16 protein-coding genes are annotated in these 19,867 nt (G+C 66.3%); 11 read left to right on the forward strand and 5 right to left on the reverse strand.

All coding sequences use genetic code 11. The features are described 5' to 3' along the window. Positions 1-37: 37 nt before the first annotated feature. The 5 genes from AC1ECK_RS20290 (at position 38) to AC1ECK_RS20310 (ending at position 6,182) form a co-directional block, all read left to right on the forward strand. The gene (locus tag AC1ECK_RS20290; RefSeq protein WP_480322041.1) at positions 38-1,048 is read left to right on the forward strand and encodes an ABC transporter permease; all 1,011 of its coding nucleotides are present in this window, start codon (positions 38-40) and stop codon (positions 1,046-1,048) included. Continuing rightward, positions 1,045-1,908: an ABC transporter permease gene (locus tag AC1ECK_RS20295; protein WP_480322043.1), complete on the forward strand. Its 864-nt coding sequence runs from the start codon at positions 1,045-1,047 to the stop codon at positions 1,906-1,908. The genes AC1ECK_RS20290 and AC1ECK_RS20295 overlap by 4 nt, the downstream gene beginning before the upstream one ends. Beyond that, the gene (locus AC1ECK_RS20300) at positions 1,905-4,046 is read left to right on the forward strand and encodes a dipeptide ABC transporter ATP-binding protein (RefSeq protein WP_480322045.1); all 2,142 of its coding nucleotides are present in this window, start codon (positions 1,905-1,907) and stop codon (positions 4,044-4,046) included. The genes AC1ECK_RS20295 and AC1ECK_RS20300 overlap by 4 nt, the downstream gene beginning before the upstream one ends. Before the next feature lie 516 nt (positions 4,047-4,562). Further along, positions 4,563-5,453, forward strand: coding sequence for a hypothetical protein (locus AC1ECK_RS20305; protein WP_480322047.1), 891 nt, complete (start codon positions 4,563-4,565; stop codon positions 5,451-5,453). 261 nt (positions 5,454-5,714) lie between these two features. Beyond that, positions 5,715-6,182 carry a hypothetical protein gene (locus tag AC1ECK_RS20310; protein ID WP_480322049.1) on the forward strand — a complete coding sequence of 156 codons (468 nt, stop codon included), beginning with the start codon at positions 5,715-5,717 and terminating at the stop codon, positions 6,180-6,182. A gap of 93 nt (positions 6,183-6,275) precedes the next feature. Here the strand turns inward: AC1ECK_RS20310 and AC1ECK_RS20315 are convergent, their stop codons facing one another. Further along, positions 6,276-7,121, reverse strand: a complete 846-nt coding sequence (locus tag AC1ECK_RS20315) for an aldo/keto reductase (protein WP_480322051.1) — start codon at positions 7,119-7,121, stop codon at positions 6,276-6,278. Positions 7,122-7,433: 312 nt separating this feature from the next. Between AC1ECK_RS20315 and AC1ECK_RS20320 the strand changes: the two genes are divergently transcribed. Next, the gene (locus AC1ECK_RS20320) at positions 7,434-8,180 is read left to right on the forward strand and encodes a GntR family transcriptional regulator (RefSeq protein ID WP_480322053.1); all 747 of its coding nucleotides are present in this window, start codon (positions 7,434-7,436) and stop codon (positions 8,178-8,180) included. Positions 8,181-8,215: 35 nt separating this feature from the next. Here the strand turns inward: AC1ECK_RS20320 and AC1ECK_RS20325 are convergent, their stop codons facing one another. Then, positions 8,216-9,610, reverse strand: coding sequence for a CoA transferase (locus AC1ECK_RS20325; protein ID WP_480322055.1), 1,395 nt, complete (start codon positions 9,608-9,610; stop codon positions 8,216-8,218). A 122-nt stretch (positions 9,611-9,732) separates the two neighbouring features. On the opposite strand from AC1ECK_RS20325, the gene AC1ECK_RS20330 reads away from it, so the two are divergent. Next, positions 9,733-10,962, forward strand: coding sequence for a citrate synthase family protein (locus AC1ECK_RS20330; protein ID WP_480322056.1), 1,230 nt, complete (start codon positions 9,733-9,735; stop codon positions 10,960-10,962). A 134-nt stretch (positions 10,963-11,096) separates the two neighbouring features. Here AC1ECK_RS20330 and AC1ECK_RS20335 read toward each other — a convergent pair whose 3' ends face one another. Continuing rightward, positions 11,097-11,417: a DUF2917 domain-containing protein gene (locus tag AC1ECK_RS20335; protein ID WP_480322058.1), complete on the reverse strand. Its 321-nt coding sequence runs from the start codon at positions 11,415-11,417 to the stop codon at positions 11,097-11,099. Positions 11,418-11,576: 159 nt separating this feature from the next. Here AC1ECK_RS20335 and AC1ECK_RS20340 point away from each other — a divergent pair, with 159 nt between their 5' ends. The 3 genes from AC1ECK_RS20340 (at position 11,577) to AC1ECK_RS20350 (ending at position 16,150) form a co-directional block, all read left to right on the forward strand. Then, positions 11,577-12,986 carry an aminotransferase-like domain-containing protein gene (locus AC1ECK_RS20340; protein WP_480322060.1) on the forward strand — a complete coding sequence of 470 codons (1,410 nt, stop codon included), beginning with the start codon at positions 11,577-11,579 and terminating at the stop codon, positions 12,984-12,986. A 180-nt stretch (positions 12,987-13,166) separates the two neighbouring features. Then, a complete protein-coding gene (gene mdtD, locus AC1ECK_RS20345) occupies positions 13,167-14,552 on the forward strand; it encodes a multidrug transporter subunit MdtD (RefSeq protein WP_480322328.1) in 1,386 nt (461 codons plus the stop codon). A gap of 323 nt (positions 14,553-14,875) precedes the next feature. After that, positions 14,876-16,150, forward strand: coding sequence for an EAL domain-containing protein (locus AC1ECK_RS20350; protein ID WP_480322330.1), 1,275 nt, complete (start codon positions 14,876-14,878; stop codon positions 16,148-16,150). On the opposite strand, the gene AC1ECK_RS20355 is transcribed toward AC1ECK_RS20350, so the two are convergent. Next, positions 16,106-17,167 (reverse strand): sigma-70 family RNA polymerase sigma factor, encoded by a 1,062-nt coding sequence (locus AC1ECK_RS20355; RefSeq protein WP_480322062.1) that lies wholly within the window; start codon positions 17,165-17,167, stop codon positions 16,106-16,108. The two genes, AC1ECK_RS20350 and AC1ECK_RS20355, sit on opposite strands and share 45 nt — an antisense overlap. Positions 17,168-17,397: 230 nt before the next feature. On the opposite strand from AC1ECK_RS20355, the gene clpP reads away from it, so the two are divergent. Further along, a complete protein-coding gene (gene clpP, locus AC1ECK_RS20360) occupies positions 17,398-18,054 on the forward strand; it encodes an ATP-dependent Clp endopeptidase proteolytic subunit ClpP (RefSeq protein WP_480322064.1) in 657 nt (218 codons plus the stop codon). Positions 18,055-18,119: 65 nt separating this feature from the next. Here clpP and AC1ECK_RS20365 read toward each other — a convergent pair whose 3' ends face one another. Beyond that, positions 18,120-19,631: a purine-cytosine permease family protein gene (locus AC1ECK_RS20365; RefSeq protein ID WP_480322066.1), complete on the reverse strand. Its 1,512-nt coding sequence runs from the start codon at positions 19,629-19,631 to the stop codon at positions 18,120-18,122. Positions 19,632-19,867 lie beyond the last annotated feature (236 nt).

Genomic DNA, 19,867 nt, shown 5'->3' on the forward strand with positions numbered 1-19,867 from the left:
GCGCCCGAGCAGCGAAAACATCCGCTTCGAGCCAGCCATGTCCACCGCGCTCACACCCTCCACTCCTCGCGTTGCCAGCGGCAATGCCGGGCGGGTCGTGCGTTTTCTTGCGAGCCGTTTCGCGCTGTCGCTGATCACTCTGTGGCTGCTGTCGGTGATCGTGTTTGCGGGCGGCCAGTTGCTGCCGGGCGATATCGGCCGCACGATTCTCGGGCCGCTCGCCGATGCCCGCGCCGTCGCCGCACTCAATCATCAGCTCGGCGCGGACCGGCCGCTGTTGACCCAATACGTCGAGTGGATCACGCATTTCGTGCGCGGCGATATGGGACTGTCGTACGCGTATCGGGAACCGGTTGGACCGTTTATCGCCGATGCGCTGGCGCACTCGGCGAAGCTCGGCGTGCTCGCGTTCGTCGTCGTGGTACCGCTGGGTATCGCCGGTGGCGTGTGGGCCGCCATGCACGCAGGCCGCTGGCTCGACCGCACGATCAGCATTGCCGGTTTGTCGGCGACGGTGGTGCCGGAATTCGTTTCGTCGATCGCGTTGATCCTGATCTTCGGCGTGTGGTTGCGCTGGCTGCCGATCGAGGCGTCGTATCCGCCCGAGGCCGGCGTGCTCGAACAGCTCAGGCATCTGATCCTGCCGGTGCTGCCGCTCGTGCTGGTGTTCTTCGGCTACATCGCCCGCATGGCGCGCGCCGGCACCGTCGAAGCGCTCGACGCCGATTACACGCGCACCGCCATTCTCAAGGGCTTGCCGCAACGTGTCGTGATCTGGCGGCACGTCTTGCGCAATGCGCTCCTGCCCACCATCACGGTCGCCGCGACCCAGCTCGGTTACATGATCGGTGGCCTCGTCGTGGTGGAGACGCTGTTTCATTACCAGGGCATTGGCTCGCTGATCTACAACGCTGCCAAGGCAAAGGACTTTCCGATGCTCGAGGCAGGCGTGCTGACGATCGGCGTCGTGTACACGGTGGCCAATCTCGCGGCCGATGCCTTGCAAGTGCTGCTCAACCCGCGCCTGCGCGTGAGGAGCGGCGAATGAGCACGATTATTCCGGCCATGCGCGAGACGCACGAACCCCGCTTCGATCAGATGCGCGTGCTGCTACGCTCGCCCACCTTCGTGGTCGGCGTGGCGATCGTCGTCTGGTGGGTGGTCTGCGCGATTGCCGGACCGTGGATCGCGCCGCTCGACGCCTATGCATCCGATCCGCTCAATTCGTTGATGCCGCCCGACCACGCCCACTGGTTCGGCACCGATCAGCTCGGCCGCGACGTGTTCTCGCGCGTGATCGTCGGCGCGCGCGACATCCTTACCATCGCGCCGCTCGCCACGCTGCTCGGCACGCTGGCCGGCACCGCCCTGGGGCTCGTGGTCGGCTATTTCGAAGGCTGGGTCGACAACGTGGTCGGACGCGCCATCGACGCGGTGCTCGCGCTGCCGCTCGTGATCGTCGCCCTGCTCGCGCTGGCTGCCGTGGGAGCGTCGAACTTCACCGTGATTCTGGTGATCGGCATCACCTTCACGCCCATCACCGCACGCACCGTGCGCGCCGCGGTGTTCGCCGAACGCCATCTCGACTATGTCGCCGCGGCGCAACTGCGCGGCGAGCGCGCGCCCTACATCATGTTTGCGGAGATCCTGCCGAACGTGCTGCCGCCGATCATCGTCGAAGCCACCGTGCGCCTCGGCTATGCGATCTTCGCGGTGGCCACGCTGTCGTTTCTCGGCTTTGGCATCCAGCCGCCGTCGGCGGACTGGGGCCTGGCGTTGTCGGAGTCGTACACGCTGATGGCGGGCGGCGCGTGGTGGACGGTGGTGTTCGACGCCGCCGCCATCGCTTCGCTAGTGGTGGGCGTGAACCTGGTCGCCGATAGCGTGCAAGGTGTGCTCGATCGATGAACGGCCCACCTCCCGCCTCGTTCCCCGCCTTCGACGTCTCGAAGAGCGACCGCACCGATGCGCTGACGGTGGTTGGCCTGACGGTCACCTACCGGATTCGTGGACGCGACCGCGAGGTCTTGCATGACATCTCGTTTCGCGTGAGACGCGGCGAGGCGTATGGCCTCGTCGGCGAATCGGGCTGCGGCAAGTCGACCGTGGCAATGGCGACGTTGCGCTACCTGCCGCGCAACGGCAAGGCGAAAGCCGGCAAGATTCTGATCGCCGGACAGGACGTGCAGGCGCTCGACGCCGATGCATTGCGCACGATGCGCGCCACCGCGATTTCGATGGTCTACCAGGATCCGGGGCGCGCACTCAATCCATCCATGACGATTGCGCGCCAGGTCGCCGAGGCCTTCGAAGCGGCCGGCGCCGGCCGCGGCGAGGCGCTCGCGCGCACGCTGGAGATGCTCAGGCGCGTGCGCATTGCGGCCCCTGAACGGGTGATGGACAGCTATCCTCATCAGTTGTCCGGAGGTATGCAGCAACGCGTCGTAATCGCGATGGCGCTCGCCTCGAACCCCGCCCTGCTGATTCTCGACGAACCCACCACCGGTCTCGATGCCACGGTCGAAGCCGAAGTGCTGGACCTGGTCGCGCAGTTGCGCAAGGAACTCGGCACCGCCGTGCTCTTCATCAGCCACAACCTCGCGGTGATCGGGCGCATGTGCGAGCGCGTCGGCGTGCTGTACGCCGGCAAGCTGGTAGAGGAAGGCGCAACCCAGGACGTGTTCGCGCAACCGCGCCATCCTTATACGGTCGGCCTGCTGCGCTGTCTGCCGACCCCCGGCCGCAGCAAGGAGCGTGAGCGGCTCGACACGATCGCAGGGCAATTGCCCGCGCCCGGCTCGCTCACGCACGGCTGCATCTATGCGGACCGCTGCCGTCTCGCCGACGAGCGCTGCCACCGCGAGGCCCCGCCGCCGCATCGCGTCGCCGGAGCCCACGGCGATCAGATGTCGCGCTGCCACTATCACGAACGCGCGATGGAATTGCCGCGTACCAGCACCGAAGCGCCCACGCCGCGTAGCGGCACTGATGGCGCGGTATCTGCGGATGCCGCGGCTCCCAGTCCGCTCGTGCTGCGCGCCGAACGGGTCTCGAAGACATTCCACGTCGCCGGCGTCGCGGTGCGGGCGGTCGACGACGTCTCGCTCGATCTGGCCAGCGGCGAGACCCTCGGCCTCGTCGGCGAATCGGGCAGCGGCAAGACGACGCTCGCCAAGCTGATGCTAGGCCTGCTCTCGCCCGATGCCGGCAGTGTCCTCGAACTTGACGGCGCACCGCTGCCGGCGCGCGTGACGAGCCGCAACGACGAGCAGGTCAAATCGCTGCAGATCGTATTCCAGAACCCGGACTCGGCACTCAACCGCTCGCACTCCGTGAAGCGGCTGATCGGCCGCGCGCTGTCGCGGCTCGCCGCGTTGCGCGGCACAGCGCAGGACGAAAGGCTCGCCGCGCTTACCGCAGCCGTGCGCTTGCCGGATCGCTATCTGGGCGCCCGCACGCGTCAATTGTCAGGCGGCCTCAAGCAGCGTGTCGCGATTGCCCGCGCGTTCGCCGGCGAACCGCGCGTGGTGGTCTGCGACGAACCGACCTCGGCGCTCGATGTCTCGGTGCAGGCGTCGATCCTCAACCTGCTCGCCGATCTGCAGCGCGAGCGCGGCGTGAGCTACGTGTTCATCTCGCACGATCTGCACGTGGTGCGCTACCTGTCCGATCGCATCGCCGTGCTGTACCTCGGGCGCCTGCTCGAAAGCGGCCCGGCCGCCGCCGTCTTCGACGGCCCGCACCATCCCTACACCGAGGCACTGTTGTCTTCGGCGCCCGCGCTCGGCGCGCCTGTCCAAAGCGAGCGCATTCGCCTCTCCGGTGAGATACCGAGTGCGGCCGCGCCACCTTCAGGCTGCGTGTTCCATACGCGCTGCCCGCGCAAGCTCGGTGCGATCTGCGAGGAGCAGGACCCGCCCTTCGCCGAAGCGGGCGAGCGCCATCGGATCCGCTGCCACATCCCCATCGAAGACCTGCGCACGCTGCAGGGCGTCAAGTGCGCCGCCCACAGCGAAACCGCCGGCGACGCACCGCACGAGCTCTGATCCGGCGTCGGGCCTCGCCAATGCCGGTCCTCAGCACGCGTTTCACGAGCGAAACATTTTCCGTCGATTCGCCGCGCCGCGCACCGGACCCGTCACACAGATGCCACATCGGACGGGCCTCTGCGGGCAATGGCATGGTTATCGCTATGGAACAAGCGGTATCCGGCCCGCGTTGAGCGATCCAGCCACGCGCGCGCACCGCCGCGCTGAGTTCCATACAAATGGACCAGCACGGCCCACGGCGCACCGTCGACATCACGCGGCAGACGAGCGGGCAACCAGCGCGTCGATCATCTCGCGTGAGGGAGGGGGAATCAGTCACACGAGCCGGAGCCACGAAGGATCGGCAAAACGGTGACAGCGTTTCGCGCACATCGCGTGCATTAGAGAGGCATGCGCTGCGCAGAGCGAACTCGGGGAGGCGATGAGGCCCGCGAATCGACGGGCCCATTGCATAAGAAGCATAGCTTGAGAGACGGCGGCGACGAGGGCCGGCGTTTCCTCGGGAGAGAAGTAATGAAAACCACAATACTAAATCAGTACTGCTACGGGATTGCCAGAGGGCTTGCTGTTGTTGCTGCTGGCGCGGGTTTGCTGGTGACGCAGGGCGCTTATGCTGCGCTCGTCGATGACGGCGTAAGGCTGGCGGTTGCAGCGGGCGCTCCGTTGCCCGCCAGCGGTGCGTCCGCGGCGACCCAGCTCACGCAGGACGACGAGTCGGCAACGAGCCCCGCGGCTTATGCAGCCACTGCGGCTGACGACGCTGCGGCAATCTTCCAGATTCCCGAATGCCGCAGCGACAGCTCAGGAAACTGCGTGAAGCATCCGCGCGGCGGCACGAGCGTTGCGAGCGCCGGTGCAAACGCCGGCGGCGCTGCCGGGACCAGTGGCGAAGGAGCCAATACGGGCACCGGGTCGAGCGGCGGCGGAGCCAGCGCCAGTGGTGGTGGCTCGAACGCTAGTGGGAAGGGTGGTGGCAATGGCGGTGGGAAGGGTGGCGGTAGCGGCGGTGGCAACGGCGGTGGCAACGGTGGTGGTAACGGTGGTGGTAACGGCGGTGGTAACGGTGGCGGCAACGGCGGTGGTAACGGCGGTGGTAACGGCGGTGGTAACGGCGGTGGTAACGGTGGTGGTAACGGTGGTGGTAGCGGTGGCGGCAACGGCGGTGGTAACGGTGGCGGCAACGGCGGTGGTAACGGCGGCGGCCCTGGTGGCGGCAAGGGCGGCGGCCCCGGCGGCGGTAGCAGCGGCTGCGGTTGCGGCAGTGGTCCTGGAGGTGGTTTTGGCGGTGGCTTCGGTGGCGGTTTTGGCGGGGGCTTTGGCGGAGGCTTCGGCAACGGCGGTCACGGAGGCAAGGGTGGAAGCGGCAGTGGCGGCGGTAACGGCAGCGGCGGTAACGGACATTAGATCCAACGGAACGGCGCCCCCGAGCCGTTCCTCCTCGCGTGCCGTGCCCCGTCGCAGCAGCTCCCCCGGCAAGCGTCGGCGGTGGCGTCTCGATCCCCCGGTCGAGCGTCACCGCCAAAGCCGGGACCCGCAGCAGCAGGGCACGCCTCGGCCGACACACGCGCCGCAAGGTTCCAATCCAGCAGGAACCAAACAGCCTCGTTGCCCTCATAACAGATTCAACGTTCGATATGAGGGCACCACAACATGTGGCACTACAACATGCAACGAAATGTCCCCCGCACCGCGGCGCGAGCAGCCACCGGCCTGTTGATGGCTGCAGCAATCGGCTTCGCCACGCTGGCCCACGCACAGACGGCTGCCCAGCAAGCTCAACAGCAAGCGGCGCAGGCACAGGCCGCCCCTCCCGTCGATCCCTCGTTCTCCGCATGGTCGCTCATGCAGCTCTGCAAGCAGAAGGCCGACAACGTGGCGCAGGGAGAATGCGTCGGCGCCGTGCGCGGCATCATCCATGGCTATCAATACGGCGTGCTGTTCCTCGGCCAGCGCACATCGCTGCCGGCCAACGAGACCCAGCGTGTCTCGCTGTGTCTGCGTAACGTTCAGGTGTCCTCGATCGTCGACGACTTCGTGAACGACGCTGCCCAGGTGAGCCAAGAGTCGCTTGGCCGCACGCCCGCCGAGGTCGCCGTGCTCGGTTCGGTCCACCTGCACCACGCCTGCAACTGAGTCCCGCGGCGCTTGAGGCGACCCACGCATCGTGCAGTTCGACCGCGCCGGCGCATCGAGCATCACAGCAATAGCAGCACTAGCCGCGTGTGCTCAAAGCATCTCGAGCGGCCGCTTGCTGCGCGGCGGTCTGAAGTAAGCATCGATGGCCGCGCAGTCGTCGGCGCCCAGTTGCAGTTCAAAGGCGCGATGGTTGTCGCGCACATGCTCGATGCGTCCCGCTTTCGGAATCGCGAACACACCCGGCTGACGCAACGCCCACGCCAGCGCCACCTGAAACACCGAGACGCCGCGCGCGTCGGCAATGTCGTCGAGCGGCGAGCGTTTCGGCAAGCGCGCGTGATCCACCGGGCTATACGCCATCGCCGGCATGTTGCGCCCGGCGAGCCACGGCAACAGATCGAACTCCGGCCCACGCCGCGCGACGTTATACAAAATCTGGTTGGTCGCACAAGCGTCGCCGCCCGGCACCGACATCAGTTCCTCCATATCCTCGGTGTCGAAATTGCTGACGCCCCAGTGGCGAATCTTGCCGGCCCGGCGCAGGGCTTCGAAGCCTTCAACCGTCTCCTCCAGCGGCACCGAACCGCGCCAATGCAGTAGGTAGAGATCGAGCCGGTCGGTCTTCAGGCGTTTCAGGCTTTTTTCGCAGGCCGCCTGCACGCCGCGCCGGCTGGCATTGTGGGGATAGACCTTGCTGACGAGGAAGACGCGCTCACGCAAGCCGGCGAGCGCCTCGCCGAGCAGGGTTTCCGTGGCGCCGTCGCCGTACATTTCGGCAGTGTCGATCAGCGTCATGCCGAGTTCGACGCCGGCGCGCAAAGCCGCGATTTCGGCGCTGCGCCGCGCGGGTTGCTCACCCATCTCCCAGGTGCCCTGCCCCAGCTTCGGGATGCGCTCGCCGTCGGGCAAGCTCACGGTGGCGATGTCGGTCGTCATGTCATCTCCTGCGGTTGTGGCGGTTCGCGTGCGGAGTGCCACTCATGAAAGGGGCGCTTCCGCAGGGCCGCTTACGGAGAGCCGGTTCCGCAGGGCCCCTCACGGAGGCCCGCTTACGGAAGCTCGCTCACGTAGGCCCGCTTGTAAAAGAAAGGCCGGTCGCGGACCGCGAACAAGGCGGTCCGCACGTAGCCGCTTGCGCTGCCAGTTTATCCGCTGTGGCGAGACGAAATCGCCCCCCAGGCAAAAGCCCGCTATAACACCGCGCGCCGATGTCATAGAATTGCCGCTTGCCCTTCTTGCGTCTGCCACATGAACTCTGCCTCGGAAGACCGCTGGCGCGACCTGCGCCCGGACCCGGAAAACGATACGCCGCTTTATCTGCAACTCGCTCGCAAGCTGGGCAACGCGATACATGAAAACCGCTGGAACGCAGGCGAGGCGCTGCCGTCCGAGCGGGTGCTGTCCGACGCGCTCGGCGTCTCGCGGATCACCGCGCGCAAGGCGATCGCGCTGCTGGTCGAACAGGGTTTGATCCGCCGCACTCAGGGAGCGGGCAGCTTTATCACGCCGCGCTATGAAGATCCGCTCTCGCGCCTGTCGAGCTTCAGCGAAATGCTGCGGCGGCGCGGTTTCAGTCCCAGTTCGCAATGGCTCTCGCGCGAGATCGTGCCTGCCAATCGAGACGAAGTGATTCAACTGGGATTGTCGCCGGCTGCGGCGGTCACGCGTTTGCGGCGTCTGCGCCTCGCGGACGGCATCGTGATGGCGGTTGAGAACTCGACCTTTCCCGCCGCGGTGATTCCCGATCCGCAGGCCATCGGCGATTCGCTGTACAGCTACCTCGAACAGCGCGGACTCGGGATCGTACGCGCGTTGCAGCATTTTCGCGCCGTCAACGCGAGCGACGAGATCGCCCAGCAGATGAGCATTGCGCCGCACGAGGCGCTGCTGCTGATTACGCGCGTCGGCTATACGTCCGACCAGCGCGCAATCGAGTTGACCGACACCTATTGCCGCAACGACTACTACGATTTCGTCGCCGAGCTGCGCAAGTAGCGCGGCGGCGGCGCCTCGCACGCGAGCGCGGCAAGTCAATTCACCCAGCAAGCCTCGTCTGTGCCGATCGGCACCGGCGGGCGGCTATAAAACGGCGGCGTCTCCGACAGGCGCTCGGCGGGAAGGACCCCACGCACCCGGCCGAACGGTGATACGACCGTCTCCATGCAATCCTGGAGGTCCTCGGCGTGGACTTCAGGCACACGCCAACCGTCCTCGATCTGCCCCATCGATTGCAGCCAGCGGCCGGTCTGCGCCAGCGACAGCCGCACATGCCAGCTTCCACCCTCCGTGGCCCGCCGCGCCAGCGCGACCATCGCGCCGAACGCGGCCAGATAGCCGGTGGCATGATCGAGCGCCTGACACGGCAGATGCTTCGGCTCGTCGCTCTGCGCCGCGCGGCTCTCGGTCCAGGCAATGCCGCTCGCGGACTGCACCAGACTGTCGAAGCCGCGCCGTTGCGCCCACGGCCCCGCGTGACCGTACGCGGAAATCGACACGCACACGATTCCGGGCCGCACCTGCGCCAACGCTTCAGGTGCAAAACCTCGTGCGGCGAGCGCCCCCGGCCGGTACGCCTGCAGGAACACATCGGCGTCGCCTGCCAGCGCACGCAGGCGCTCACGCCCGGCAGCGTCGCGCAGATCGAGCGTGGAGGAGCGCTTGCCGCGCCCGTTGTCGATCACGAGCGGCGCGATATTCGGCAAATGCGGCCCGTTGATCAGCAACACCTGGGCGCCATGCTGCGCCAGCGCGCGCCCCGCCACCGGCCCGGCAATGATGCGCGACAAATCGAGCACCCGCGCGCCGGCCAGCGGCCGGTCGGCACCGCCGCGTCCAGCCGGTTCGGGCGGCGCGTCGCCAATTCGCATGATCTCGAAGAGCGGCAGCCCGGCAATCGCCTGCGCCTGCTCGAGCGCCGCCCATTCGCGCGGCGAGCGGATCAGCGCGGCGCACAGGCCCGCGTCGGCGAGCGTCTGGTCGAGCACCGCGCCGTCCCAGCCGCGAATCGCCTCGGCCACCGCGGCACGATCGTTGGCACAACCCAGCACTTTCAGGATGCCGGCCAGATGATGCGGGAAATTGGTGTGCAACTGGATCCAGCGGCCGTCGCGGGTTGCGTAGAAGCCCATTACCGGATCGCGCAAGGCGGGCGGCGAGCCGTCGTCGATGCGCAGATAGCGCTCGCTGCGAAACGCCGCCAGCGCGCGCCGCGCGTCCACCTCGACGCGTTGCCGGCAACCCGTGCGCAGACGGAAGCATTCCGCAGCGGCGAGGCCCGCGGCGGCTATCGTGGCGGTGGCGAGCGTGCCGACCCGGTAGACCGAGGGCAGACCGGGATCGTCGCCGCTCAGGGTGACGGCGTCGAGCGCCGCGGCATCGCAACCGGCCGCGGTCCAGAGATGATCGAGAGCGAGATGGGGCGTCATGGCGAGCGCACTGAAGTTGGGGAGAACAGGCCTGAGTCTAGAATTTGCCCTTCTCACGATCAATCTTGATTAAGATAATCAACATATATTGATTTTTCCGGTTTTCCCGCGCCTTTATACCGATGACCACCCACCTCACCGCGACCGAAGCCGCCGCCCTGCTCGGCATCAGTGTGCCGACCCTGTATGCCTATGTGAGCCGCGGCATGCTGCATTCATCGCCGGATGCACACGGCAAGCACCGGCTCTACAACGCGGCCGAGGTCCGGCGGCTCGCGCGCCGCAAAGCAGACGGCAAGCGCGCCGGCAAGGTGGCGCAAAAGGTGCTCGACTGGGGCGTGCCGGTGCTCGAATCGTCGATCACGCTGATTGCGGATGGCCGTCTCCTGTACCGGGGCCGCGATGCGGTCGAACTGGCGCGCACGGCGTCGCTGGAAGACGTGGCGGCGCTGTTGTGGGACTGTGCCCCGCGCCGGCTTGCCGAGGCGCCGCCGGTGCCGCTCGGCGCGGCGCAGTGGGCGGCGTGGCTGAAACTGTGGAGCGACAGCACGCCGCTCGACCGGACGCTCGTGCTGCTGCCGGCCGCTGCCGCGCAAATGCCGCGCGTCTGGGCGCAGGGCCGCGATGCGCAGCTCGATACGGCGTGCGCGGTCATGCGCCTGCTGGCTGCAGCCATGATCTCCGCGGCGCCCTCCAGCGAACCGCTGCACCGGCAGCTTGCCGCCGCGTGGAGCATCCGCAACCGCCAGCAGATGGGTGTGCTGCGCGCGGCACTGGTGGCTTGCGCGGATCATGAACTGAACGCGTCGACCTTCACGGTTCGCTGTATCACGTCGACGGGCACCCACCTGTTCGGCGCCGTGGCGGGCGGCCTCGCGGCCTTATCGGGCCCGCGTCATGGTGGCGAGACGGCGCGCGTCGCCGCGCTGCTCGACGAAGCTGCCCGTGCGCCCGATCTCGACCGTTTCCTCGCCACCCGCCTCGCTCGCGATGAGCAAAGCGGCTATGGCGCGATCCTGTCGGGCTTCGGACACACGCTCTATCCGCAGGGCGACCCGCGTGCGCGTCTGTTGCTGGAATTGCTGGCGGAGTGCGCGCCCGCGCGCTCGGCGATTGGTGAGATCAAGGCGCTCGCCCGCGCCGTGCGCGAGACGAGCGGCGTAGAACCGACGCTCGACTACGCGCTCGCAGCCATCGAAAGGGTGTTGGGCTTGCCGGCCGGCGCCGCCTTCACGCTGTTTGCAGTGGGCCGGGTAGTGGGCTGGATCGCGCATGCGATGGAGCAGACGGCGGACGGCCGCCTGATCCGTCCGCGAGCACGCTATATTGGGGAGTACGAGGCCGATCGCTAACCAGACATGCGCAGACCGGACGGCCTCGACCCAGCCCTGCTGGGCCGTCTACCGGGAGAGAGAGGCGCAAGCGGAAAGCGGGCAACCCTCCAATCCGCGCGCCTCACAACCAAGGAATTTCGCACGCGCGTCCGTCAGATGGTTTGCAGCCAGCGCGGCACCCAGTTCCGAACCGAGCGCCGCGCTGCCTCGAACACCGGCCGCCCCTGTGCACCCGCAGCATGGCTCGCGAAGGCAAGCGCCAGCCGCGTGCCGCCCTGCCCGGCGCTGACCCACACCCGCGCGCCGCGATTCAGTTCGAAGGTATCGCCCGAGGCGAGCCAGTAATCGCGCTGGTCACCTTCCACGGTCAGCCAGACCTGTCCCGCCATGACCTGCAAGGTGAGCGGCTGCGCGACACGCCAGGCGGCTGCCGGCTCACCGTGATCGAGTTCGAAAGTACGGATTTCACGCATCGCTCTACTCCTTGGAGACTTTTGCTGGTTGACTCATTATTGACGTGCGATCATGCAGGGCCCATGCACAGTTCATGACAGTTTCAACGAAACTGTGCAGTCGAAAAACCTGACAGTTACCGGCATGCCGCCTCACAGGCACCCAGGACGCGAGCCCTCATGAAACTCGACATCGAACTCGACCGCGAAAGCGGGGTGCCGTTGACCGAGCAGATCGTGACCGGCGTCACGGCGTGGATCCGCTCGCGGGCCGCCCACCCGGGCGCAAAGCTGCCGTCGATCCGCCAGTTTTCGGCCGATTACGGCGTGAGCCGCTTCCCGGTGATCGAGGCCTACGACCGGCTGGTCTCGCTCGGCTATCTCGACTCGCGCCACGGCTCGGGCTTTTATGTCGCCGAACGGCAGCGCAACACAAACGATGCGCAGGGCACCTCGGACCCGCGCCGGGCGGAGGAAGTGGCGGAGCACATCCTGCAGCAGTTCAACCACCCCGGCGAATCGCTCAAGCTCGGCAGCGGCTTTATCCCGGAGGCGTGGCGCGACATGGAGAGCCTCGGCCACGCGATCCGTCATGTGTCGCGGACGGACCCCGCGAGCCTCGTCGACTACGCCACCCAGCTCGGCAATCAGACCTTGCGCGAGCATCTGCAAAGCCGCCTCGGGCAGCTCGGCATCGAGGCCGATGCCTCGCAGATCCTCATCACCAACGGCGCGAGCCAGGGGCTCGACCTGCTGATGCGCTACATGCTGAAAGCCGGCGACACGATGTTCGTCGAGGACCCCGGCTACTACAACCTGTACGGCCTGCTGAAGCTGCACGGTGTGAAGCTGGTCGGCATTCCGCGCACCCGCAGCGGCCCGGATCTGGAGGTGCTGCAGGCACAGTTGCGCCTGCACCGGCCCAAACTGTTCTTCATCAACACGCTGTTCCACAATCCGACCGGCACCACGGTGGCGCCACCGGTAGCGTTCCGGCTGCTGCAGCTCGCGCGTGAGCACGACTTCCGCATCATCGAAGACGACATTTATGCCGACTTCCAGACCGACGTCACCGACCGCCTCGCCACCCTCGACCAGCTCGAGCACGTGATCTACGTAGGCGGCCTGTCGAAGACGCTGTCCTCTTCGTTGCGGATCGGCTTCGTGGTCTCCAGTCACGCGATCATCAAGGACCTCGCCGACATCAAGATGCTGACCAGCATCGGCGGTTCGCGCTTCGCCGAAGCGGTCGCGGTCGCCATGCTCGAGCGCGGCTCCTACCGCAAGTATCTGGAGCGGCTGCGGCGCCGCATGCGCGATGCGCTCGGCGCGGCGGTGCAGGCACTCGAAGCGAGCGGCTGGGAGGTGTTCGAAACGCCGCTGGGCGGCAAGTTCGTCTGGGCCAGGGTGCCGCATATCGCCGACTCGACACGGCTCGTCGAATGCGGGGCGCCGCTCGATGTCACCGTAGCGCCCGGCAGCTACTTCCGGCCGAACGGCGAAGTCAGCCCGTGGATCCGCATCAATGCCGCCTATACGAGCGATCCGCGCGCCCGGCGATTTTTCGACGCGGCGGCGCGGCTAAAGTAAACGACGCAAGCGCGCCGAGCGGCAAAACCAGACTGCACAGCCACGCGGATTTCCCTAAAATGGGCACTCCCCAGCCCGTCCGGTCTGAGCGATCAACCGCCCTCCATGTCCAATCCGCCGAACGCCGCCGCAGCACCCGCCTCTACCGCCGCCCAGCCGAGCGCCCGCTCACTCACCGTGATGCTGTGGCTGGTCGCCACCGGTTTCTTCATGCAGACGCTCGACTCGACCATCGTCAACACGGCCCTGCCGGCCATGGCGACGAGTCTCGGCGAACTGCCGCTGCGGATGCAATCGGTGGTGATCGCCTACTCGCTGACGATGGCCGTCATGATCCCGGTGTCCGGCTGGCTCGCCGACAAACTCGGCACGCGCAAGGTGTTCTTCAGCGCGATCCTGGTGTTCACGGTCGGGTCGCTGCTGTGCGCGAACGCGCAGTCGCTCAATCAACTGGTGCTGTACCGCGTGATTCAAGGGGTGGGCGGCGCCATGCTGCTGCCGGTCGGGCGGCTCGCCGTGCTGCGCACCTTTCCCGCCGAACGCTACCTGCCCGCCTTGTCGTTCGTCGCGATTCCCGGGCTGATCGGACCGTTGATCGGTCCGACGCTCGGCGGCTGGCTCGTCAAGATCGCCTCGTGGCACTGGATCTTCCTGATCAATGTGCCGGTGGGGGTGATCGGCTGCATTGCCACCTTTATCTTTATGCAGGACAGCCGCAATCCCGACACCGCGAGGTTCGACATCAAAGGTTATTTGCTGCTGGTGGTCGGCATGGTGGCGATCTCGTTCGCACTCGACGGCCGCACCGAACTCGGCATCCAGCACGCCACCGTGCTCGTGCTGCTGATCCTGAGCCTCGCCTGCTTCGTCGCCTACGGGCTGCACGCCGTGCGCGAACCGCATCCGCTGTTCTCGCTCGATCTGTTCAAGATCCATACCTTCAGCGTCGGCCTGCTCGGTAATCTGTTTGCGCGGATCGGCAGCGGCGCGATGCCGTATCTGATTCCGCTGCTGCTGCAGGTGAGCCTCGGCTACAGCGCGTTCGAAGCCGGTCTGATGATGCTGCCGGTGGCCGCGGCCGGCATGACGTCCAAACGGCTCGTCACGACGCTCATCATGAAATACGGCTATCGGCGCGTGCTCGTCACCAACACCGTGCTGGTCGGCCTCGCCATGGCAAGCTTCGGGCTGACCACCGAGGGCCAGCCGCTGTGGTTGCGGCTCGTGCAGCTCGCGTTCTTCGGCGGCGTGAATTCGATGCAGTTCACCGCGATGAATACGCTCACGCTCAAGGATCTCGGGACCGGCGGCGCAAGCAGCGGCAACAGCCTGTTTTCGCTGGTGCAGATGCTCTCGATGAGTCTCGGCGTGACCGTCGCGGGCGCCTTGCTGGCAACCTTCACCGGGCTGATCCACCAGGTGACCGAAGCCAACTCGCTGCCCGCCTTCCACGCGACCTTCCTGTGCGTCGGCATCATCACCGCGTGCTCGTCGTGGATCTTCGCCCAACTGGCAGCCGACATCCGCCGCACGGCGAAAAAAACCGATCCGTCGGAACGGGCCTGAAGCGCCTGGCCGAAACGCTTGACCTCAAGCGCTTGACCCGATGCACGCTGGCCCGAAGCACGCCGGACGATTCGCCGCAGCAACCCGCCCGAACGCGTTTCTGGCGGCCGCCCTGCCGACCCGCAACAGGGCGCGCCGCGCACCAGGGCTGTGCGCGGCATAGCCGCAGCGCGCATACCGGCGCACAATGAGCGATCAACCGCATGCCAGGCGCATTTCCCTCGCGCGCATGGTTCTTGCTCGCCTATCCTGTAAACTCGCCGATAATGCATGCCAACTGAGACATGCCTGCTACGCCGCCACCTTTACACGACTGATACATGATGAGCATGATCGAACTCGATCCTCCCGGCTTCCAGCCCCCGCGTCCGATGGCGGGCGACGAAGGCTCCCGGCGCACCGTCCTGTACGGCGGCTACACGGTATTCAGCGTGTTTCAGCCGGTGTTTTCCGTGTCGCACCGGCGCGCGATCGGCTACCACGCCTCGCTGCGCGCGCACGACGAACATGCGCAGCAGGTGCCGTCGCACGAAGTGTTCACCCAGGCCGCGCGGCGCGGCGACCTGCTGGAACTCGGGCGGCTCGCGGAATCGCTGCACCTGGGCAACTTCAATGCGTTCGACAGTCACGACGAGTGGCTCTTCCTGAGCCTGCACCCCGCCGCGCTGATGGACACCAGCTACGGCGACGCGCTGCTCGCCGGCCTCAAGGCGCTCGGCCTGCCGCCGCAGCGGGTGGTGCTGGAAGTATCGGAACAGGCCGGCGGCGAGACCACGCGCTTCGCGGAGATCATCGACGCGCTGCGCAAGTCGGGCTTCCTGATTGCACTGGACGGCTTCGGCGCCAAGCACTCCAACATCGACCGCGTCTGGAACCTGCGACCAGATATCGTCACGCTCGACCGCTGCATCCTCGCGCAGGCGAGCGAGCATTCGCACATCGAACGCGTGCTGCCGGGGCTGGTTTCGCTGCTGCACGAGTCGGGGCAACTGGTGCTGATGGGTGGACTGTCGAGCGAGCGCGACGCGCTGATCGCGCTCGAATGCAATGTGGATTTCGTGCAGGGCGCGTATTTCGCCGGACCGAGCGTCGAGCCGGTGAAGCCGCAAGCGGCTGCCGGATTGATGGACGCGTTGTCGGCCGCCCTGCGCGAGCGGGTGGCGGCACGCGAGAAAGCCCAGGCTGCGCGGCTCGCGCCATACGCCAAAGCGCTCGAAACCGCGAGCGCGCAACTGGTGGCCGGCGAGTCCGTGGCTCAGGCGACCGCGCCGCTGCTTGCGCTCGGCGAAACCGCACGCTGCTTCGTGCTGGACGGCTCCGGGCGGCAGATCGGCGATAACGTGCTGCCGCCGGGCCGCGCCTCGCAACGGGCCAAGCGCTTCCGTCCGCTGCTGCATTCGGAAGGTGCGAGCTGGGAGCGCCGGCCGTATTTCATCGGCGCGATGCGCACGCCCGGCCAGGTGCATCTGACACCGCCCTATCTGTCGATCAACGAGGCGCACCTTTGCGTGACCGCGTCGATTGCCGCGCAAACACCACGCGGCATGCAGGTGCTATGCGTGGACATCAACTGGGAAGTCGCCGCACACCGTAACTGAAGTGCTGCGGCGCGCCGGCCACGCTGGCGTGCGAAACGCATCGAGCAGACGCACGACGGCCGGCAGGCCGAAACGACGGCGCGCGGCTTGCAGATGCGCGGCACGCGTGACGATGCGCAGCGCCACGATCCGGCCGGCGCGGCTCGACACATCGAGCAAGGCGACGATCTCGCTCCCCTGCATGAGCGCCACGCCCAGCGTGCCGTCGATCGACAGGCATTCGGCGTAAAGCGCGCCGGCATAGGGTGTCGCTTGTGCCGCCGGCGCCATTTTTCCCGCTTGCTCCGCTTCTGCCACTTGCACCGCGCTCGCCGCATTCCCGGCTAGCGACGTCACCACGTCCACCCAATCCGTTGCCGCCACAAGCGGCTCGCTCACGCGCACCGCCGCGTCGCTGACGATTTCCGGCGCATCGCTACAGAGCCGCAGCAGGTCCGCCCGATCCTGCGTTTCCAGCGCCGTACGCAAGCGCTCGACAAGCCGGGCATGCTGTGCCGGTTCGGGCCGCCGCAGCGGCGCGCCGTCACGCTGCAGACGCGTTTTCGCGCGATGCACGATCTGCCGGCAACCCGCAGGCGTGCGCTCGAGGATCCTTGCAATTTCGGCGTAGTCGCAATCGAACGCCTCGTGCAGCACGAAGGCAGCGCGTTCGTCGGGCTTGAGCCGCTCGAGCAGCAGCATCAGGCCATACGACATCTGCGCCGAACGCAATGCCAACTCTTCCGCGGACGGCGCCGCTTCATCGAGCCACGGCTCCGGCATCCAGCCGGCCGCCCGCGCGCTGCGCTCCCGCTGCAGATGGCGCAGCCGGTCGATCGCAAGCCGCGCCGTAATCGTGGTCAGCCATGCGGCAGGCGTACGCACCTCGCGGGTGTCGGCAAGGTGCCATTTGAGCCAGACGTCCTGCACCACGTCTTCCGCGTCCGCGCGGCTGCCCAGCATGCGGTATGCCAGCGCGACGAGGCGCGCCCGGGCGGCCTCGAAGGCGGATGACTTGTCGATGGCGGATTCGGTCATGCGTCGTGCTCCCAGAAACGTAAACGGTGCTGCGCGGGCCCGGTCCGCGCGCACGCGCGTGTCCTCCGCCCTCTTTACAGCTAGACGTTCGGGCGCCGTCCGGTGTGACAGGCCGGCGCAAAAATATTTGTGTCACAGCCGGGCGCGCGCTTTCGTCATGAGGACAGACACCGCGTCCGCAACCACGGCGCCGGGTTGTCCAACCCTATCCAATCTCAAACAGGACGCGCATGCACTCCAGCTACCCTTCCTCCCCTTCCTTTACCGGCCTCGGCCTTGTGCCCACCGTCATCGAACAATCCGGGCGCGGCGAGCGTGCCTACGACATTTATTCGCGGCTGCTGCGCGAGCGCATTGTGTTCCTGGTCGGCCCGGTCAACGAGCAGTCCGCGAGCCTGATCGTCGCGCAGTTGCTGTTCCTCGAATCGGAGAATCCCGACAAGGATATTTCTTTTTACATTAATTCGCCGGGCGGTTCGGTTTACGACGGGCTCGCGATCTACGACACGATGCAGTTCATCAAGCCGGAAGTGTCGACGCTCTGCACGGGTTTTGCCGCCAGCATGGGGACGTTTCTACTGACCGCCGGCCAGCGCGGCAAGCGCTACGCGCTGCCGAACGCGCGGATCATGATCCACCAGCCCTCGGGCGGCAGCCAGGGAACCGCCGCCGACATCGAGATTCAGGCACGGGAAGTGTTGTATCAGCGCGAGCGCCTGAACGCGATCATGGCCGAGCATACGGGACGCAGCATCGACGACATCGTCAAGGACACCGACCGGGACAACTTCATGTCCGCAGAGGCCGCGAAGTCGTATGGGCTGATTGACGATGTGTTGCTGACGCGCGAAGCACTTGGCGGGGACGCGCGCAGCAATACGATGTAAGCGATGCGCGCCGACGTGACTGATGTGACGAGCTTGCGGGCGGCACGCGCGCCGCCCGCCCCTTTCTAACGCTCGTCGTGCACACGCTGAGCGATTGCCGCAAAATCGCTTTCCTTCATACTCCGAATGATTTTCTCTTCGGCTCGCAGATCGAGCGAGCGGCTCAGCAGCCAGTACACGCCGCCCGCGACGATCAGCCCGACCAGCCACGCGATATCCACCCCGCCCAGCAACCGCGCAACGTAGCCGACGAACACCTCTTTCTGCGCCTCGGCGTCATACACATAAAAGAACGGAATCATCGCCGCGAACCCCATGACGTAGGCGGCGATGCCGCGCATCTGCCAGGCACCGTAGATGCCCTTGGGCGTGAAGAAATGGGCAATCGCGTAACGTCCCTTGCGCACGAAGAAGTAGTCGACCAGATTGACCGCCGTCCACGGCACGAGGAAATACAGCATCAACACGAGGAACGTATTGAGCAACGCAATGCCGTTGCCCTTGATCGCCAGCACGCAGACCAGCACCGCCGCGCTGATTGCGATGATCGACAGCACGCGTGAGCCGCGTGTCGGCTTGATCTTGCGGATCGAATCGACGCCGGTCAGCAGCGTCAACATCGCGCTGTAGGTGTTAAGGGCAATGATCGGCAGGAAGCCCGCCACCGAAACCATCACGATCACATGACCCAGGCCCGGCGCCAGCGACGAACCCACCTGATTCAAGGCGACCAGGGCATCTTCCGCCTTCAGTTGTTGTGCGAGCCACGCGCCGAGGCCGATCATCCACGCCCCCGAGAGCGATGCACCGAGAAAGATCGCGGTGATCAGCTTGCGCCGGCTGGTGTGCTTCGGCAGATAACGTGAATAGTCGGACACGTACGGTGCATACGAGATGTTGTAGCTCGCGCCGATGGCGAACTGGGTGGCGAAGGCAATCCAGTTGAAGCCAGGCGTTGGCGCTGGCGCCGCCGCAGTTGCTGCAACCGCCGCGCCGTGGCCCACACCGAACATCAGCGCGAGCGTCACCAGCGTATACAGCGGCAACGTCACGATCAGCGCCCATTTGAACGCCTTGTGCATCAGATCGTGGCCATAGATCGACAGCAGCGCGCCCGCGACGATCGCCACCACGGCGGCCAGCGTCGCATCGAGGCCGAATACATGCTTGAGGCCATCGGTGATCAGCGAAACGTTGACGACATTGAAGCCGACGAACACGAACAGCGTGGCGAGCAACGCGAGAATCACGCCGCGATAGCCGAACTGCGCGCGCGACTGGATCATCTGCGGCAAGCCCATCTCCGGCCCCTGCGAGCCGTGAAAGGCCATGAAGATCGTGCCGAACATGATCCCCAATGCGCCCGCGAGCGTGGTCCAACCCGCCGACAGTCCCATGCCGGGACCGACAAAGCCGATCGAAATGGTGAAGAAATGGAAGTTGCCGAGGAACCAGAACGGTCCCTGGCTGCCGAGGCGGGCATGCCGTTCCGCCTGGGGAATGTAGTCGATCGAGTGACTCTCGACCTCGATACCCGCGCCGCCGCCGGCCACGTTGATCGTTTCTGGTTGATTCATACGAACCTGTCTCCCGCTTGTGCCGTTGACTCGATAACACCGCAAGCCCAGCACGCGATGCGGGGCTGCGAGCGCGTTTAACTCCGCTTGCATGGATGCCGCCGGATCCTTGGAATCGGGCGACGGGAGTAGTTGTAAGTAGCCAAAAGTCGGAAATAAATGGCGAAGTCGGCACGTTTACTTCGACGCGGGGCGATGTATCGAGAAAAGGAGGCAAGACAGGAAACCCGCCACAG

The organism is Paraburkholderia sp. SSBN10T (assembly GCF_056619545.1).

Excerpts from the sequence above, each read along its gene's own strand:
- AC1ECK_RS20300 (WP_480322045.1), top strand. The coding sequence starts at position 1,905 with ATGAACGGCCCACCTCCCGCCTCGTTCCCCGCCTTCGACGTCTCGAAG.
- AC1ECK_RS20305 (WP_480322047.1), top strand. The coding sequence starts at position 4,563 with ATGAAAACCACAATACTAAATCAGTACTGCTACGGGATTGCCAGAGGG.
- AC1ECK_RS20310 (WP_480322049.1), top strand. The coding sequence starts at position 5,715 with ATGCAACGAAATGTCCCCCGCACCGCGGCGCGAGCAGCCACCGGCCTG.
- AC1ECK_RS20350 (WP_480322330.1), top strand. The coding sequence starts at position 14,876 with ATGAGCATGATCGAACTCGATCCTCCCGGCTTCCAGCCCCCGCGTCCG.
- AC1ECK_RS20340 (WP_480322060.1), top strand. The coding sequence starts at position 11,577 with ATGAAACTCGACATCGAACTCGACCGCGAAAGCGGGGTGCCGTTGACC.
- mdtD (WP_480322328.1), top strand. The coding sequence starts at position 13,167 with ATGCTGTGGCTGGTCGCCACCGGTTTCTTCATGCAGACGCTCGACTCG.
- AC1ECK_RS20290 (WP_480322041.1), top strand. The coding sequence starts at position 38 with ATGTCCACCGCGCTCACACCCTCCACTCCTCGCGTTGCCAGCGGCAAT.
- AC1ECK_RS20355 (WP_480322062.1), bottom strand. The coding sequence starts at position 17,167 with ATGACCGAATCCGCCATCGACAAGTCATCCGCCTTCGAGGCCGCCCGG.
- AC1ECK_RS20320 (WP_480322053.1), top strand. The coding sequence starts at position 7,434 with ATGAACTCTGCCTCGGAAGACCGCTGGCGCGACCTGCGCCCGGACCCG.
- AC1ECK_RS20330 (WP_480322056.1), top strand. The coding sequence starts at position 9,733 with ATGACCACCCACCTCACCGCGACCGAAGCCGCCGCCCTGCTCGGCATC.
- clpP (WP_480322064.1), top strand. The coding sequence starts at position 17,398 with ATGCACTCCAGCTACCCTTCCTCCCCTTCCTTTACCGGCCTCGGCCTT.
- AC1ECK_RS20325 (WP_480322055.1), bottom strand. The coding sequence starts at position 9,610 with ATGACGCCCCATCTCGCTCTCGATCATCTCTGGACCGCGGCCGGTTGC.
- AC1ECK_RS20295 (WP_480322043.1), top strand. The coding sequence starts at position 1,045 with ATGAGCACGATTATTCCGGCCATGCGCGAGACGCACGAACCCCGCTTC.
- AC1ECK_RS20365 (WP_480322066.1), bottom strand. The coding sequence starts at position 19,631 with ATGAATCAACCAGAAACGATCAACGTGGCCGGCGGCGGCGCGGGTATC.
- AC1ECK_RS20315 (WP_480322051.1), bottom strand. The coding sequence starts at position 7,121 with ATGACGACCGACATCGCCACCGTGAGCTTGCCCGACGGCGAGCGCATC.
- AC1ECK_RS20335 (WP_480322058.1), bottom strand. The coding sequence starts at position 11,417 with ATGCGTGAAATCCGTACTTTCGAACTCGATCACGGTGAGCCGGCAGCC.